Source organism: Bacteroides intestinalis (assembly GCF_003464595.1).
Taxonomy (GTDB): domain Bacteria; phylum Bacteroidota; class Bacteroidia; order Bacteroidales; family Bacteroidaceae; genus Bacteroides; species Bacteroides intestinalis_A.
In genome coordinates, this window is record NZ_QRZF01000001.1 from 387,539 (window position 1) to 404,780 (window position 17,242).

11 protein-coding genes and 1 tRNA gene are annotated in these 17,242 nt (G+C 44.8%); 8 read left to right on the forward strand and 4 right to left on the reverse strand.

The annotated features are described in order from the left end of the window. Positions 1–24 precede the first annotated feature (24 nt). From DWW10_RS01400 to DWW10_RS01410, 3 genes are read left to right on the forward strand one after another with little or no spacing between them, the layout of a single operon-like run. Positions 25–864 (forward strand): hypothetical protein, encoded by an 840-nt coding sequence (locus tag DWW10_RS01400; RefSeq protein WP_022394232.1) that lies wholly within the window; start codon positions 25–27, stop codon positions 862–864. Between the two features lie 53 nt (positions 865–917). Continuing rightward, positions 918–1,739, forward strand: coding sequence for an N-acetylmuramic acid 6-phosphate etherase (gene murQ / locus DWW10_RS01405; RefSeq protein WP_021968228.1), 822 nt, complete (start codon positions 918–920; stop codon positions 1,737–1,739). Next, positions 1,736–3,595 carry a serine hydrolase gene (locus DWW10_RS01410; protein WP_022394233.1) on the forward strand — a complete coding sequence of 620 codons (1,860 nt, stop codon included), beginning with the start codon at positions 1,736–1,738 and terminating at the stop codon, positions 3,593–3,595. Before murQ ends, DWW10_RS01410 begins: the two co-directional genes overlap by 4 nt. Positions 3,596–3,675: 80 nt before the next feature. On the opposite strand, the gene DWW10_RS01415 is transcribed toward DWW10_RS01410, so the two are convergent. The 4 genes from DWW10_RS01415 to DWW10_RS01435 all read right to left on the reverse strand — a co-directional run bounded on the left by DWW10_RS01415 (position 3,676) and on the right by DWW10_RS01435 (position 8,479). Continuing rightward, the gene (locus DWW10_RS01415; RefSeq protein WP_118420644.1) at positions 3,676–5,001 is read right to left on the reverse strand and encodes an ATP-binding protein; all 1,326 of its coding nucleotides are present in this window, start codon (positions 4,999–5,001) and stop codon (positions 3,676–3,678) included. A 182-nt stretch (positions 5,002–5,183) separates the two neighbouring features. Further along, complete coding sequence (locus tag DWW10_RS01420) at positions 5,184–5,816, reverse strand: BamJ family beta-barrel-assembly machinery protein (RefSeq protein ID WP_118420645.1); 633 nt, start codon at positions 5,814–5,816, stop codon at positions 5,184–5,186. Positions 5,817–5,860: 44 nt separating this feature from the next. Further along, positions 5,861–7,402 (reverse strand): glycine--tRNA ligase, encoded by a 1,542-nt coding sequence (locus DWW10_RS01425; RefSeq protein ID WP_007660624.1) that lies wholly within the window; start codon positions 7,400–7,402, stop codon positions 5,861–5,863. Positions 7,403–7,609: 207 nt separating this feature from the next. Continuing rightward, on the reverse strand, positions 7,610–8,479 hold the full coding sequence (locus tag DWW10_RS01435; RefSeq protein ID WP_259320397.1) for a DUF4373 domain-containing protein: 870 nt from the start codon (positions 8,477–8,479) through the stop codon (positions 7,610–7,612). A 603-nt stretch (positions 8,480–9,082) separates the two neighbouring features. Here DWW10_RS01435 and DWW10_RS01440 point away from each other — a divergent pair. The 5 genes from DWW10_RS01440 (at position 9,083) to DWW10_RS01460 (ending at position 17,227) form a co-directional block, all read left to right on the forward strand. Then, positions 9,083–11,761 (forward strand): DNA gyrase/topoisomerase IV subunit A, encoded by a 2,679-nt coding sequence (locus tag DWW10_RS01440; RefSeq protein ID WP_022391435.1) that lies wholly within the window; start codon positions 9,083–9,085, stop codon positions 11,759–11,761. 40 nt (positions 11,762–11,801) lie between these two features. Next, positions 11,802–12,665, forward strand: a complete 864-nt coding sequence (locus DWW10_RS01445; protein WP_022391436.1) for a DUF3316 domain-containing protein — start codon at positions 11,802–11,804, stop codon at positions 12,663–12,665. Between the two features lie 36 nt (positions 12,666–12,701). Continuing rightward, positions 12,702–13,733 carry a S41 family peptidase gene (locus DWW10_RS01450; protein WP_022391437.1) on the forward strand — a complete coding sequence of 344 codons (1,032 nt, stop codon included), beginning with the start codon at positions 12,702–12,704 and terminating at the stop codon, positions 13,731–13,733. Between the two features lie 75 nt (positions 13,734–13,808). Then, positions 13,809–13,890, forward strand: a tRNA-Leu gene (locus DWW10_RS01455). Positions 13,891–14,188: 298 nt separating this feature from the next. Beyond that, positions 14,189–17,227 carry a SusC/RagA family TonB-linked outer membrane protein gene (locus tag DWW10_RS01460; protein WP_022391438.1) on the forward strand — a complete coding sequence of 1,013 codons (3,039 nt, stop codon included), beginning with the start codon at positions 14,189–14,191 and terminating at the stop codon, positions 17,225–17,227. Positions 17,228–17,242 lie beyond the last annotated feature (15 nt).

A 17,242-nucleotide genomic window follows, 5' to 3' on the forward strand; every position in this document is an offset into this window, starting at 1 on the left:
GATGAATAATTAAAATTAAACGATATGATATTAATAGCAGACAGTGGCTCTACAAAAACCGATTGGTGTGTTGTAGAGAAAGGTAAACTCATCCAGCAGGTTTCTACGAAAGGTACCAACCCTTTCTTTCAGTCGGAAGAGGAGATCAGTAATGAAATTGCGACAGCGCTGCTGCCCCAGTTAACGACCAATGCCTTCGACGCTGTGTACTTTTATGGTGCCGGCTGTGGCTTTCCCGACAAAATTGCCATGGTACACCGTGCCATTATCCAGCATCTCCAGGTTTCGGGCGACGAAGTGGAAGTAAATACGGACATGCTTGCCGCCGCCCGCGGACTTTGCGGACACGAACCGGGCATAGCCTGCATCATGGGCACAGGTTCCAACTCGTGTTATTACGACGGCAAACACATTGGTGCCAACGTCTCTCCCCTGGGTTTCATCCTTGGCGACGAAGGTAGCGGTGCTTGCCTGGGCAAGTTGCTGGTAGGCGATATTCTGAAGAATCAGATGACTCCGGAACTGAAAGAGAAGTTCCTCAAGCAGTTCAATCTGGAACCGGCAGACATCATCGACCGTGTATATCGTAAACCATTCCCGAACCGCTTCCTGGCAAGCCTGTCTCCATTCCTCGCTCAGAATCTGGACGAGCCTTGTGTGCGCACGCTGGTGCTGAACAGTTTCAAGGCTTTCCTGAAAAGGAACGTCATGCAATACGATTATCAGCATAGCAAGGTACATTTCATCGGCTCCGTAGCATTCCATTATAAGGAGGTACTTGCCGAAGCAGCACAGGAAATGGGCGTTCAAGTAGGCACCATTCTCCAAAGCCCTATGGAAGGCCTGATTAGCTACCATAGTTAACCATCCCAGTCCCCATAAATCATAAATTATAACTCATAAATCTCATCATCATCATGGCATTCGTAAAAATATCAGAGCAACCTTCGCTCTACAACGACTTAGAAAAGAAATCTGTCCGCGAAATATTGGAGGACATCAACACAGAAGACCAGAAAGTGGCATTGGCTGTTCAAAAAGCCATCCCACAGATTGAAAAACTGGTGACACAAATCGTTCCACGCATGAAGCAAGGCGGACGTATCTTTTATATGGGAGCAGGTACCAGCGGTCGCCTGGGTGTGCTGGATGCATCAGAAATTCCTCCAACATTCGGCATGCCGCCTACGCTTGTCATCGGACTGATAGCAGGTGGCGATACAGCCCTGCGCAATCCGGTGGAAAATGCGGAGGACGATATGCGTCGCGGTTGGGAAGAGTTGGTTGAACGTAACATTACGGATAAAGATACTGTCATCGGCATTGCTGCTTCCGGCACGACTCCTTACGTGATCGGCGCCATGCAGAAAGCACGCGAGCACGGCATTCTTACAGGCTGCATCACCAGCAACCCCGACTCTCCAATGGCAGCAGAAGCAGATGTTCCCATCGAAATGATTGTAGGACCGGAGTATGTAACAGGCAGTTCACGCATGAAATCGGGTACGGGGCAAAAGATGATACTGAACATGATTACTACTTCTGTCATGATACAACTGGGCCGCGTGAAAGGTAATAAGATGGTGAACATGCAACTGAGTAACCAGAAATTGGTAGACCGTGGTACCCGTATGATTGTAGAAGAACTGGGATTGGACTATGGAAAGGCAAAGGCACTGTTGCTAATGCATGGTTCAGTGAAAAAGGCAGTGGATGCTTATAGGGGGGTAACATTATGAAACTCCTCCCTTCCTTTTTCTTCTTTGTGTTGCTTGCCCTGCAAGCCAATGCACAATCCTTGCAACGTGTTGCCCCCGAACAAGTAGGCATGGATTCCCGTCATTTGCTGTACGCTGACGAAGCGATAGAAACCGCCATCGCCAATAAAGACATTCCCGGTGCCGTGCTCGCCGTAGTACGCAACGGGAAGATGGCCTACCTCAAAGCATACGGCAACAAGCGTGTGTACCCTAACACCGAGCCAATGACCGTAAACACCATTTTCGATATGGCCTCATGCAGCAAACCCATGTCCACTGCCATCTGTACCCACATCCTCGCAGAACGTGGCAAGCTCCGCCTCCTGGACCCCGTCAGCCTCTACATCCCTGAATTTAAGTCCTGGATGAGCGAAGACGGAAAAGATAAGAAAATCATCCGCATCGCCGACCTGCTAACGCACACTTCCGGCCTCCCCCCTTATGCTCCAACCAGTGAATTGGAGAAACAATATGGCTCTCCCAGCCCCAACGGAATGATAGAGTACATAGCCAACTGCCGCCGCGACTTCAAGCCGCAAACCGACTTCCAATACAGTTGCCTTAACTACATCACCCTGCAACGCATCATCGAAACCGTCAGCGGACAATCTTTACGTGACTTCGCTCGCGAAAATCTCTTTGATGTATTAGGTATGACCCATACCGATTATCTCCCCTGCAAGCGCGACAAGGATGGAAAATGGATCAATACAGCAGATGCCCACTGGGCAACCTCTACTGAAGGTGACTGGCATAGCCTCATCGCTCCTACCGAGAAGCAACCCGACGGCAGCGTCCTCTGCGGACAAGTACACGATCCACTCGCCCGCATCATGAATGGCGGTATTTCCGGCAATGCCGGCGTATTCTCTTGTGCCGAAGACATAGCTGTCCTCTGCGCCGCCCTGCAAAACGGCGGAGAATGGAACGGACACCGTATCCTCAGCCCATTGGGAGTAAAAGCTATGCGTACCGTCCCTCGTGCCACCGCTACATTAGGACGTACTTTAGGATGGGATAACTTCACCGCCTACGCTTCCAATAACGGAGATTATTTTGGTCCGAATACCTACGGGCACACCGGATACACCGGTACTTCCATCATCATAGATCCGGACAACGATACTTCCGTCATCCTGCTCGTCAATGCCGTGCATCCCGAAGACGGTCACAGCATGGTTCGTTTGCGCTCTCTGATAGCCAATGTTGTTGCAGCTTCTATCTATCCCACCCCACGTATTTATACGGACCATTACTATAAGCGCTTCCTTCAATTCATGGATGAACCTGCCATTACTTCCAAAGACATCGTCATGGTAGGCAACAGCCTTACAGAAGGTGGCGGCGACTGGAACGCTCGCCTCAACAAGAAAAACATCCGTAACCGTGGTATCATCGGTGATGAAGTTATGGGTATTTACGACCGCCTGCACCAGATACTTCCGGGACACCCTGAGAAATTATTCCTCCTTGCCGGTGTCAACGACATCTCACACGACCTCACTGCGGACAGCATTGTCAATATGATACGCATGACCGTAGAGCGCATTCAGCGTGAATCTCCCGATACGAAACTCTACCTGCAAAGTCTCCTGCCTTTCGATGAGAGCTTCGGACGTTACAAAAAATTAACCGGGAAAACCGACATGGTTCCCGAAATCAATGCACAACTGGAAGTTTTAGCTAAAGATCACAAGATTACATTCATCAACCTCTTCCCGTTATTTACAGAGAAAGGCACGAATGTACTGCGCAAAGAACTGACTAGTGACGGCTTGCACCTGAATGAAGAAGGGTATAAGATTTGGGTAAAGGCGTTAAAAAAGAAGATGTAATTAGTGATTAGTGGTTAGTGGTTAGTGATTAGTAGGCTGCGCTATTATTCCGCATGAAGCTAATCACTAACCACTAACCACTAATCACTAACCACTCCCAACAACGCTTTCGTCTTATCCGCCAAGAACAAAGGTATATTCAGCAAATTTCCATCCCGCTTCAGATTCAACATTGAATACCGAATTCGACAAGTAGGTTGAAAGAGTTTCTCATACTGAATCAGACTTTTGCCCTGTATATTTTGGTCTGCTTTTACCTCTATCGGATAGATCTGATTGGCATACTGAAGCAAAAAGTCCACCTCTGCCTTATTGCCTGAAGCCCAATAACGGAAAGGCATTTGAAACTGTGCTGTAAGGCTTTGTAATATATAATTCTCAGCTAACGCCCCTTTATATTCTGTATAGGCAGGAGTAGGCAACAATAATATACTGGCATCCAATTCAGACAGCCTCCGCAACAAACCCAAATCCAATGTATAAAGTTTAAATGTACCTAAATCATCATAAGCTTTCAATGGTAACTTGGGAGCTTTGCTAAGTAATACTTTATTTATAAGCCCTGCCTGCTCCAACCACAAAATGGCATCTTCATATTCCCTGGCACGTGCTCCCGGACGGACCAACTGATAAACAAACTTGCGATTCTCTTTCGCCAACTGCGAAGGCAACGAGTTCCAGACATAATTGATACGAGGAGCCAAAGTCGGAGTAGTATGTTTCACGAAATCCAGAGCATAATCATTCAGTATATCTTGAAGTGCAGAATCCACTCTCTCCATATCATTAAAATCAACCATCAAGGTGGCAGGTTCGGGCATACCTCCACAAATGGAATAAGCAGTAAAAGACTCCCGCAACTTATCAAAAAAAATCTGTGGCAGTGGTTCTACCTTATCAATAGAATGCATATACTCATGCATAGCTGGGTCTTTTGTCCTCAGGAACTCCGTAAAAGTGAGCGGATACATATAAAGATGATTCACTTTCCCTACCGGAAATGATTTGCCCACATGATTCAGATAAATGCCTAACAAAGAGCCCGCACACGCCACAGCATACTCAGGAGCTTCCTCACAGAAGTATTTCAATGCATTCAATGCCTCGTTGCACTCTTGAATTTCATCCAGAATCAATAAGGTTGTTTGAGGTTCTATCTTCTTTCCATGCAAAAAAGATAAGTGTTGAATAATTCGTTGAGGGTCCTTCGTTGTTCTAAAGACATCGCAAAGACCACTTTCATCCTTATCCAAGCTAAAATAAGCAACATCGTCAAAATACTCTCTGCCAAAGTACTTCAAAGCCCACGTCTTACCTACCTGTCGTGCACCATGAATTACCAGAGGCTTTCTGTTCGTATCCGTTTTCCATGCTGCCAATTGCGAGATAATGTCTCTTTCAAACATAGCAAATCACATTTTTGATATCATAAATGTGTGAATTTACACATTTTCGATACGAGTTTTGTGCAAATATACACATTTCCAATAGAAAACCCTGTAATAGCAAAATATAAAACAAAAGAAGGAGGCATATCTAATCAAAAGAAATAGATATGCCTCCTTTATTTTTTCATGAAGAAGTTAGTTTACTGAGCCACCTCTGTCATTATCACATCAAAAGCTAATACTGAATAACCGGGAATCGATCCACTACCATCAGTTCCATATGCAGAACCCCATGGAACATAAACCATCCAGCGTTCTCCAACGCGCATATATTGCAGGAAAGTTCTCCATCCACTTGTCAGTGAAGATGAGTTGATAGTAAACTTAACAGTCCAGTCGAAATCTGTCGGCTCATTCTTTGGAGGATTAGGGATAGCCTGATCTATTGCACTATATCCCGTAAAACTTCCATCAAACTTAGTACCAGTAATCAATGTACCATAATAATAAGTATAAGCTGCTTCTGTAGCCATCGGACGTTGTCCATCCAGATTCTTCACAAGCTTTTTACAATATATATATTCCGGAGTCTGAAGAGTACTGACAAATTCATTCTTAATATAGAACATTTCGCCTACCTCTACTTTATCCAACTTTTCCAAGTCCATAGGAACATAATTATCCCCCGCAACTACTTTGATAGAATCCAGAAACGCTTGATTACGCTCCTGCCAGTTCGCATATTTCCCTTCCTCTTCCACTTCTTCGCAAGAGACAAACGCACCTGCCAAAATCAGCAGGAAAGGCAAAAATACTAAGAGTTTTTTATTCATTCAATTATTTTTTATTCTGTATTCTAACTTTCGAATTCCAGTACTTATTGCAACCCTTTCAGCAATGAAGTGATGCTGACACGGTCTGCAATAATGTTATTCAGTTCAGCAATAGCCACGCGTTCCTGTTGCATCGTATCACGATTACGCAGTGTCACGCAGTTATCTTCCAGAGTTTGGTGGTCAACAGTCACACAGTACGGAGTACCGATGGCATCCTGACGACGGTAACGTTTGCCGATACTATCTTTTTCATCATACTGGCAGTGGAAGTGGAACTTCAATGAGTCGATGATCTCACGAGCCTTTTCAGGCAGACCGTCTTTCTTCACCAACGGCATTACAGCCAACTTCACAGGAGCAAGTGCGGCAGGCAATCTCAGCACTACGCGGCTTTCTCCGCTCTCCAGTTGTTCTTCGCAATAAGAAGCAGACATAATGCTGAGGAACATACGGTCCACACCGATAGAAGTCTCGATAACGTACGGAGTATAACTCTCATTTGTTTCAGGATCGAAGTACTTGATATTCTTACCTGAGAACTTCTCATGCTGAGACAAGTCAAAATTCGTACGGCTATGGATACCTTCCACTTCCTTGAAACCAAACGGCATCAGGAATTCGATATCTGTAGCTGCATTCGCATAGTGAGCCAACTTATCATGATCGTGATAACGATAGTGGTCGTCACCGAATCCCAATGCCTTATGCCATTTCAAGCGAATTTCCTTCCACTTCTTAAACCAGTCCAATTCAGTACCCGGCTTCACGAAGAACTGCATTTCCATCTGTTCGAACTCACGCATACGGAAAATGAACTGACGGGCAACAATCTCATTACGGAATGCCTTACCAATCTGTGCAATACCGAAAGGTATCTTCATACGCCCGGTCTTCTGTACATTCAGGTAGTTCACAAAGATACCCTGAGCTGTTTCAGGACGCAGGTAAATCTTCATGGCACCATCAGAAGTAGAACCCATCTCTGTAGAGAACATCAGGTTGAACTGACGAACTTCCGTCCAGTTCTTTGTACCGCTGATGGGGCAAACGATTTCTTCATCCACGATAATCTGGCGAAGCTCGTCAAGGTTATTATCATTCAGTGCCTTTGCAAAACGTTCGTGCAATGCGTCACGTTTAGCCTGATGTTCCAGTACGCGACCGTTTGTGCTACGGAACTGTGCTTCATCAAAAGACTCTCCGAAACGCTTGGCAGCTTTGGCAACTTCTTTATTGATCTTATCGTCGTACTTTGCAAGTTGGTCTTCAATCAATACATCGGCACGATAACGCTTCTTGGAATCACGGTTGTCAATCAAAGGGTCATTGAATGCGTCTACGTGTCCGGAAGCCTTCCAGATGGTGGGGTGCATAAAGATAGCGGAGTCGATGCCGACAATATTTTCGTGCAGCAACACCATGCTCTGCCACCAGTATTGTTTAATGTTGTTTTTCAGTTCCACACCCATCTGACCGTAGTCATACACTGCTCCCAATCCATCGTAGATGTCGCTGGAGGGGAATACGAAACCGTATTCCTTACAGTGTGATACGAGTTTCTTAAAAACGTCTTCTTGTGCCATTTTTTGTTATATCTATTAATTTTAATCCAGTTCTTTATTAAAAAGCGCCACAAAGATAGGGATTTATATCATAAGTCGGGCAGGTGGGGTATTAATTTATCTTATCGTAACAAACTCTCACTTTGCACTTTCGACACAATCTGTCCGTCAAACAAATTGATGATACGGTGGATATACGAGCCCAAAATCCGTCTCATGGGATGATTCTTACCGCCCCACGAAGCAAGGCTGTCCCATCTCACGAGGCGGATTTCGTCGCATCACGGGACGAATTTCGCCATCTCGCAAGGCAGTTTTATCCGAAGTTGGAGAAGAATCCATTGCCTCGTGAGATTGTTCCAGATAGCATTGCCTGCCGGGTGGAGAAGTGCCTCGCTGGCGATAGGGCAGCTCACAGGACGGCTGCCTGAGACAGATGGCAGGAAAGAAACTACTGCCGGAAAAGGGAAAGATGGCAGTATCGGCAGCAACATAGATACCACTGTGATTAACAGTAGCAGCAACAGCAGATATTTCTTTTTCTTTTGCTGCTGTTGTTATTATATCTCTTATATTCTCTTTATGCTGTATGGAGTTTTCGGATAAACCACTGTTATTCTGACTGTTGCAAATTGCTCCAGATTCATTTCCATCGCGATTTTTGTCCATTGTCTGCCTGTTTTTCGTCGAAAATCCGTCATTTTTGCCCGATTTTACATCATTGTCCGGGTACTTTTTGCCATTTTGCCCACTGTTTTTCGCAGTATTTTTTGTCGGTTTCACCTCCACATCCTCTTCCTTTTTTTGCGGCTCTTCAACGTATTTCGTATTTAGCTGCACGGGTGAAAAATGATCGCCGACAATAGTGAACAACTGGAAATCCGTGACGATCTTCATCATATAAGGATAAGTAAAATTACGGGTGGCAAAAGGTTTCAGGTATTTCATGTCCGCTTCCATATCGGGCAGAAAGCTCAGTTTCTCCAAAATATACCAATAAATACCGTAGGCCTTACCGCCCTCACGGGAAATCATATTCTGAATACGGGGATCATTGAAAGACATAATCTCATGCTTAAGGTAAAAGTGCTTGTTCATATTCTGCTTAATTCTGTTTCAAATAATTTATCTTTTTGCTTTTACAAAGATCCGATTATTATTCCACTACACCAAAAACAGTTTTTCACGAAAAGGGCCGTTTTCTTACTATTTGAAATGCAGGAAATGAGATAGGAAACGACTTGTTAACTGGACAAAAAGCCATAAGACACCATGCTAACAATCAACACTTTACAACCATCTACCTTCTTATTTCCATTCTCATTCATAAATTCTACAAGTAGATTCGGAAAGTTGACAAAAAAACGAAATGCCGCCCACAAGCAGCCAAACGCCACATATTAGAGAAAAAAACTCACATTTCAAATAGTGCGTTTTCGGCCATAAATGTCTTATTTGAAAAGCACTTATTTATGATATAATAACACATTGAATGCAAAAGAGAAAATCACACATGCAACATCTGATAAATGATAATTTATTATTCATCTGCAGATTGTAGCTTATGTACATCCAAGATGTACCTTTCTTTTCCAGATAATTAAAAAGTCTTCATTTGCAGATTTTCCCAAGAAATTTCGTATTTTTGCGTTCGACTGAAAAATTCAGTGATTATTCAGAATAGATATTCCCGAAATAGATATGAGCGAAGACTTTGAAGCACCGAAAGACGACTTGGAAAAGAACCTCCCGGAAGGGAACGAAGGACATTCGGATTATAAACCCGCTGACACGAAAGACGTAAAAGCAAAATACCAACTTAGCGGTATGTACCAGAATTGGTTTCTGGATTATGCTTCATACGTTATTCTGGAACGTGCCGTACCCCACATCAATGATGGTTTAAAGCCTGTGCAGCGACGCATCTTGCACTCCATGAGGCGTATGGAAGATGGACGTTACAATAAAGTGGCAAACATCGTAGGACATACCATGCAGTTTCACCCGCACGGTGATGCTTCCATCGGTGATGCATTGGTACAGCTGGGACAGAAAGATTTGCTCGTAGATTGCCAGGGAAACTGGGGTAATATACTCACCGGCGACGGTGCGGCTGCTCCCCGTTACATCGAGGCACGTCTGTCTAAGTTTGCCCTCGATGTGGTATTCAACCCTAAAACAACCGAATGGAAACTCTCCTATGACGGACGCAATAAGGAACCGGTAACTCTACCGGTAAAGTTCCCTTTGCTCCTGGCACAAGGGGTAGAAGGTATTGCCGTAGGTCTTTCTTCCAAAATACTTCCCCATAACTTCAATGAACTTTGCGATGCATCCATCCGCTATCTGCACGAGGAAGAGTTCAAGCTCTATCCGGACTTTCAGACTGGCGGTAGTATCGACGTTTCTAAATACAACGACGGTGAACGCGGAGGTGCAGTGCGTGTACGTGCTAAAATCGAGAAGATCGACAACAAGACACTTGCCATCAAAGAAATTCCTTACGGTAAGACGGTAGCCAGTGTTTGTGACTCCATTGTGAAAGCAAGTGAGAAAGGCAAGATCAAGATAAAGAAAGTAGAAGACCTCACGTCCGGAAACGTGGAGATACTCGTTCATCTTGCCCCCGGCGTTTCTTCGGACAAAACAATCGATGCCCTGTATGCCTTCACGGACTGCGAGGTTAGCATATCACCTAACTGTTGCGTCATCGACGACCAGAAACCTCACTTCCTCACCATTAGCGATGTACTGAGAAAATCGGTAGACAATACCCTATCCTTGCTACGCCAGGAACTGGAAATACGCAAAGACGAAATACTGGAAAGTCTGCACTTTGCTTCACTGGAAAAGATCTTCATCGAAGAACGCATTTATAAAGACAAGGAATTTGAGCAAGCCAAGGATATGGATGCTGCTTGCGCACATATCGACGAACGTCTGACTCCTTATTATCCACGATTCATACGCGAAGTAACTAAGGAGGATATCCTCAAATTGATGGAGATAAAGATGGGACGTATCCTCAAGTTCAACTCTGACAAAGCGGAAGAACTCATTGCTCGCATGAAAGCGGACATAGAGGAAATAGATCATCATTTGGCAAATATCGTGGAATATACGGTAGACTGGTATTTAATGCTGAAAAACAAGTACGGCAAGAATTTTCCACGCCGCACAGAATTGCGAAACTTCGACACCATCGAAGCAAGCAAAGTGGTGGAAGCCAACGAAAAACTATATATCAACCGTGAAGAAGGCTTCATCGGCACAGGTCTGAAGAAGGATGAATTCCTGTGTAACTGCTCAAGTCTTGATGATGTCATCATCTTCTTCCGGGACGGACGCTATCTGGTTACTCCCGTATCCGACAAGAAGTTCGTAGGCAAGAATATTCTCTATGCCAACGTTTTCAAGAAGAACGACAAGCGTACAATCTACAACGTTGTCTATCGCGACGGAAAAGAAGGTACACAGTATATCAAGCGGTTTGCCGTAACAAGCATCATCCGCGACCGTGAATATGATGTAACTCAAGGTACACCCGATTCACGCATCATGTACTTCACAGCCAATCCTAACGGTGAAGCGGAAGTCATCAAAGTAACCTTGAAGCCCAATCCGCGTGTGCGCCGCATTATCTTCGAAGAAGATTTCAGCAACATCAGCATCAAGGGACGCCAGGCAAGAGGTAATATACTAACCAAGCTTCCGGTGCACAAGATTGCCCTGAAACAGCGTGGCGGATCAACACTGGGCGGACGGAAAGTCTGGTTCGACCGCGACGTGCTTCGACTCAACTATGACGGACGAGGTGAATACCTGGGAGAATTCCAGAGTGACGACAGCATCCTGGTAGTACATGATAACGGAGATTTCTACATCACCAACTTCGACCTTAGCAATCACTATGAGGCTAACATCCGAATATTGGAGAAATTTGACCCGAACAAGGTATGGACCGCTGTGCTCTACGATGCAGATCAGCAGAATTTCCCGTATATCAAACGTTTCTGCATGGAAGCAACCAACCGCAAGCAGAACTATATGGGAGAGAACAAGAATAATCGCCTTATCCTGTTGACGGACGAATGTTATCCCCGCCTGGAAATTATATTCGGCGGACATGACAGTTTCCGCGAACCGATGATTATAGAAGCTGATGAATTTATTGCCGTAAAAGGTTTCAAGGCAAAAGGTAAACGTATCACTACGTTCACAATGGAAACCGTCAATGAACTGGAACCTACACGGCAACCCGAAGTTCCTGAAGAAACGGAAGACCAGGATGAAGAAGAACCGGAAATACTGGACCCGGATCATGGCAAAAGTGAAGACGATATCCGGGACGAGATAACAGGACAGATGAAACTGTTTTAAGTGATTAACGGCTAATGATTAGTGATAAGCAACTCTATCAATGAAGCTAAATAAGATTGGTGTAATACTAATGGGATGTCTGCTTCTGGCAGGCGGAAGTATACAGGCGCAAAGTGTGGAAGACAGGGCGCTACAGGAATTAAGAGCGGACTCTTCGGCCCGGACACGTTTTATAACCCGTGCCACCATGTATGGCGTCGGTTACACCAATGTGTACGACACTTACCTGTCACCGCAGGAATACAAAGGTATAGACTTCCGCATTTCACGCGAAAGCATGCGCATGACCAAGTGGATGAATGGCAACGTATCACTGCAAAGTTTTTTTCAGGCTGATTTCGGTTATACCCACAACCGTGTGGATAACAACAATACATTCTCCGGTCTTGCCAACTGGAATTACGGGTTGCACTACAACTTCCCGATTACTTCCAACTTCAAGTTGCTTGCCGGAGGGTTGATCGACCTCAACGGTGGCTTTGTCTACAATCTGCGCAATGGCAATAATCCGGCACAGGCACGCGCTTATATCAATCTGGATGCATCCGGAATGGCAATATGGGATTTACGGATCAAAAACTATCCCATCAGCCTGCGCTATCAGGTTAATCTTCCTTTTGCAGGCGTTATGTTCTGCCCGAATTACGGACAATCGTACTACGAGATATTTACGCTGGGCAACTGGGGCGGAGTGATAAACTTCACCTCCCTGCACAATCAGCCATCCCTGCGGCAAATGCTGACTGTTGATTTTCCTGTAGGAAGGGCAAAAATGCGCCTGGCTTATCTCTGGGATGCACAACAGGCAAAAGTAAATGACATAAGGATGCATACCTACTCGCACGTATTTATGGTAGGTTTTGTAAAAGAGTTGTTTCTCATTCGTGATAAGAAAAGAAAATAGAGTGATAAAGCGACAGCGTGTTAAGGTGATAGAATAATGAAAATAAAAGGAATATATTATATTAAATTAAGGTGGCTTGGAATACTTTTCATGTTGCTGCCATTGTTTTCAAGTTGCATTCGGGAAGAAGAGTTCAACAACTCTCCGCAAGGCAATTTTGAAGCCTTGTGGAAGATTATCGACGAACAATATTGTTTCCTCGACTATAAACAGATAGACTGGAAAGCCATTCATGACGAGTACCAGCCTCTCATTACTTCGAATATGCCCAACGATGGGTTATTCCAAGTACTTGACAGTATGCTGGCAGAACTGAAGGATGGCCACGTCAATCTGTACAGTTCTTCGAATATGGCCCGTTACTGGGACTGGTACCTGGATTATCCACGCAATTTCAACGAGGGTATCATCGAACGGCAGTATCTTGGAAAGAGTTACCGTATCGCCGGTGGCCTCAAATATAAAATCCTTGAAGACAACATAGGGTATATCTATTACGAATCATTCTCCAATGGTGTCGGCAACGGTAATCTGGACGAAGCACTCTCCTACCTTGCTCCATGTAGCGGACTGATTTTCGATGTGCGAAATAACGGCGGAGGTAATCTTACTTACTCTGAGCGCATCGCCTCTCGCTTCACTAATGAAAAGGTATTGACGGGATACATCCAGCATAAGACAGGAAAGGGACACAGTGATTTCTCTGATCCTGAACCTATTTATCTGGAACCATCCAACAGCATTCGTTGGCAGAAGAAGGTAATGCTTCTCACCAATCGCCACTCTTACAGTGCGACGAATGATTTCGTGAACGCTATGCGCTACTTTCCTAATGTCACTTTAGTAGGTGACAAAACCGGTGGTGGTTCAGGTTTGCCTTTTTCTTCGGAACTTCCTAACGGTTGGGGAGTACGTTTTTCTGCCAGTCCACATTTGGATGCCGAAAAGCAACATATAGAATTCGGCATTGATCCGGATGAGAAAGTAGATATGGCAAAAGAAGATGAAGACAAAGGGATAGATACGATCATTGAAAGGGCACGGGAACTCTTAAAAGTGGTTCAATAAATACTTTCTGCACTAAACTATTTGCTGAAAAGAAAAATCTTTCTATCTTTGCCGTCGCTTAACAAGAAAGCCACTGCGGGTGTGGCGTAATTGGCAGCCGCGCCAGACTTAGGATCTGGTGCCGAGAGGCGTGTAGGTTCGAGTCCTATCACCCGCACTAATATTTAGATACAGTTAAAAATGTAAGAAGAAAAAGCCTTCGGAATTAGTTTTCCGGAGGCTTTTCTTTGTTTACAATTCAATATTTCAAGGAATACAGATATTACGGTAACAGCCATTACGATAATACAAAGATATTATTTTTACGCTTATTACCAAAGAAATACGAGCATCTTTCCAAGTCCTGTTTTACAAAAGGAATTGTGTTAAAAAAACGGGATTTGAATGACCTCGAAATCTTTTTTTCATTTGCATTGTTCTGATGCAATATATCATTCACATAAAAATTTAATGCAATGAAGAGAAACCTGAACCCTCCTATGAAGAGAGCCCTAAGGCTTAAAAATCTATTCTTGACGGCATGTTTCCTGTTGATAGGCACTGCCGCATTTTCCCAGGAGCACACTGTAACAGGTGTTGTTACCGATTCATTTAAAGAACCGTTGATTGGTGTATCCATAGTGGTACAAGGAACCAACACCGGTGTAGTGACCGGACTGGATGGCGATTACTCGATCCAAGTTCCTGCAGATGCTACCCTCGAATTCTCATACGTAGGTATGGAGAAGCAAAGTATCAAGGTAGGCAACCGCAATGTCATCAATGTACAGTTGAAAGAAGACTCACAAATGCTTGCCGAAACAGTAGTCATCGGTTATGGTAGCGCAAAAAAACGCGACCTGACGGGATCTATCACCAATATCAAAGGGGATGAGATTGCCAACAAACCGGTTGCCAACCCACTGTCCGCCCTGCAAGGTAAAGTGGCCGGAGTACAAATCATCAACTCCGGTAAGGCTGGTGCCGACCCGGAAATCCGTGTACGCGGTACAAACTCTATCAATGGTTACAAACCATTGTACGTAGTAGACGGCCTGTTCAATGACAACATCAACTTCCTGAATCCACAGGACATTGAGTCTATGGAAATTCTGAAAGACCCATCTTCACTTGCCATCTTCGGTGTACGTGGTGCTAACGGTGTTATCATCATCACCACCAAGAAAGCTAAAGAAGGACAGACCCGTGTAAACATCAACGGCTCATTTGGTTTCAAAGCCATTACCAACAAAATTGCGATGGTGGATGCAGATGGCTTCAAGTTGCTGTATAACGAACAGTTAAGAAATGAAGGTAATCCGGAATATAACTTCTCGGACTGGACAGGCAATACCAACTGGCAGGACGAAATCTTCCAGACCGGATTCATCACTAACAACAACATCAGCATCACAGGTGCTTCCGATAAGCATAGCTTCTACCTCGGTGCAGGCTATGCCTACGAACAAGGAAACATCAAACATGAGAAGTATAGCAAAATCACACTGAACATCAGCAATGATTACAAAGTGACGGATAACTTCAAAGTAGGTTTCCAATTCAACGGTGCACGTATGCTGCCAGCCGATTCAAAGAGCGTTGCCACTGCCTTGCGTGCAGCTCCGGTGGCAGAGGTATATAATAAGGAATACGGCTTATATACTTCCCTCCCCGGATTCCAGAAAGCACAGATGAATAACCCGATGGTGGACGTTGACCTGAAAGCGAACACTACAAAAGCGGAGAACTACCGTGGTTCGGGCAATATATACGGGCAATGGGACTTCCTGAAACATTTCCAGTTCAAAGCCATGTTCTCACTGGATTATGCTTCAAACAGCACACGGACTTATACACCGATTATTCAGGTATATGACGCCAGTGCCGAAGGAGATATAGCCACATTAGGTAACGGCAAGACCGGAGTCACCCAGGCTAAAGAAACGGAAATGAAAGTGCAGAGCGACTATCTGCTGACCTACACCAACTCATGGGGCGACCACAGCCTGACAGCCACCGCCGGTTTCACAACCTATTACAATAAACTCGAGAACCTGAATGCCGGACGCACACAAGGTGTAGGTCTGGTCATACCGGATAACTCTGACAAATGGTATGTAAGCATCGGTGATGCAGCCACTGCTACCAATGGTAGTACACAATGGGAACGTTCTACGGTATCTGTACTGGCACGTATCCTCTATAACTATAAAGGTAAATACCTGTTCAACGGTTCTTACCGTCGCGACGGTTCTTCCGCCTTTTCGTATACAGGCAATCAATGGCAGAATTTCTATTCCGTAGGTCTTGGCTGGCTGATGAGCGAAGAAGAATGGATGAAAGACATCACTTGGCTGGATATGTTGAAACTGAAAGGATCATGGGGTACATTGGGTAACCAGAACCTGGATAAAGCCTATCCGGCAGAACCTCTGCTGAGTAATGCCTATTCTGCAGTATTCGGTGTTCCGTCCGCTATCTACCCGGGTTATCAGCTTGCTTATCTGCCCAACCCGAATCTGCGTTGGGAGAAAGTAGAGGCATGGGAAGTAGGTGCTGAAGCCAACTTCTTCCGCAACCGTCTGCATTTTGAAGGTGTATATTACAAGAAGAAAACGAAAGATCTGTTGGCAGAAGTTCCCGGTATCTCAGGAACAGTGCCGGGTATCGGTAACCTGGGGTCTATTGAAAATCTGGGCGTAGAACTGGCATTGAACTGGCGCGATGAAATTGGCGACTGGAACTATAACATCGGAGCCAATCTGACTACCATTAAGAATAAGGTATTGAACCTTGTACAGGAAGGATACTCCATCATTGCCGGAGACAAGAGTCAAAGTTATACAATGGCAGGTTACCCTATCGGTTACTTTTATGGTTATAAAGTAGAAGGTGTTTATCAGAGCCAGGAAGAGATTAATAATTCACCGAAAAACAAGCTGGCTACCGTCACTCCGGGTGACTTGAAGTTCAAGGACGTGAACGGTGACGGCGAAATCACCACAGCCGACCGTACCATGATTGGTGATCCGACACCGGATATTACTTATGGTATTACACTCGGAGTAGGTTATAAGAATTGGGAGCTGGCAGTAGATATGATGGGACAAGGCGGCAATCAGATTTACCGCACTTGGGATAACTACAACTGGAGTCAGTTCAACTTCATGGCACAACGCATGGATCGTTGGCATGGTGAGGGCACCAGTAATACCCAACCGTTGCTGAATACAAAGCACACCATCAATAACCTGAACTCCGAATATTATATAGAAAATGGTAGCTTCTTCCGCATCCGTAACGTATCATTGGCTTACAACTTTGATAAGGCACTGATTTCTAAGATCGGCATGCAGGCACTAAAGCTCTATGTGAACATTCAGAACCTGAAAACGTGGAAGCATAACACGGGATATACACCTGAGTTGGGCGGTTCGGCCATTGCTTTCGGAGTAGATGACGGAAGTTATCCGATGCCGGCGATTTATACATTCGGGTTTAACTTAACTTTCTAAGGGATAGCATCATAA

What these genes read in the sequence shown, in the direction of transcription:
- DWW10_RS01445 (WP_022391436.1), top strand. Translation starts at nt 11,802, where the DNA reads ATGAAGCTAAATAAGATTGGTGTAATACTAATGGGATGTCTGCTTCTG.
- DWW10_RS01420 (WP_118420645.1), bottom strand. Translation starts at nt 5,816, where the DNA reads ATGAATAAAAAACTCTTAGTATTTTTGCCTTTCCTGCTGATTTTGGCA.
- DWW10_RS01440 (WP_022391435.1), top strand. Translation starts at nt 9,083, where the DNA reads ATGAGCGAAGACTTTGAAGCACCGAAAGACGACTTGGAAAAGAACCTC.
- DWW10_RS01460 (WP_022391438.1), top strand. Translation starts at nt 14,189, where the DNA reads ATGAAGAGAAACCTGAACCCTCCTATGAAGAGAGCCCTAAGGCTTAAA.
- DWW10_RS01400 (WP_022394232.1), top strand. Translation starts at nt 25, where the DNA reads ATGATATTAATAGCAGACAGTGGCTCTACAAAAACCGATTGGTGTGTT.
- DWW10_RS01425 (WP_007660624.1), bottom strand. Translation starts at nt 7,402, where the DNA reads ATGGCACAAGAAGACGTTTTTAAGAAACTCGTATCACACTGTAAGGAA.
- DWW10_RS01450 (WP_022391437.1), top strand. Translation starts at nt 12,702, where the DNA reads ATGAAAATAAAAGGAATATATTATATTAAATTAAGGTGGCTTGGAATA.
- DWW10_RS01415 (WP_118420644.1), bottom strand. Translation starts at nt 5,001, where the DNA reads ATGTTTGAAAGAGACATTATCTCGCAATTGGCAGCATGGAAAACGGAT.
- murQ (WP_021968228.1), top strand. Translation starts at nt 918, where the DNA reads ATGGCATTCGTAAAAATATCAGAGCAACCTTCGCTCTACAACGACTTA.
- DWW10_RS01410 (WP_022394233.1), top strand. Translation starts at nt 1,736, where the DNA reads ATGAAACTCCTCCCTTCCTTTTTCTTCTTTGTGTTGCTTGCCCTGCAA.
- DWW10_RS01435 (WP_259320397.1), bottom strand. Translation starts at nt 8,479, where the DNA reads ATGAACAAGCACTTTTACCTTAAGCATGAGATTATGTCTTTCAATGAT.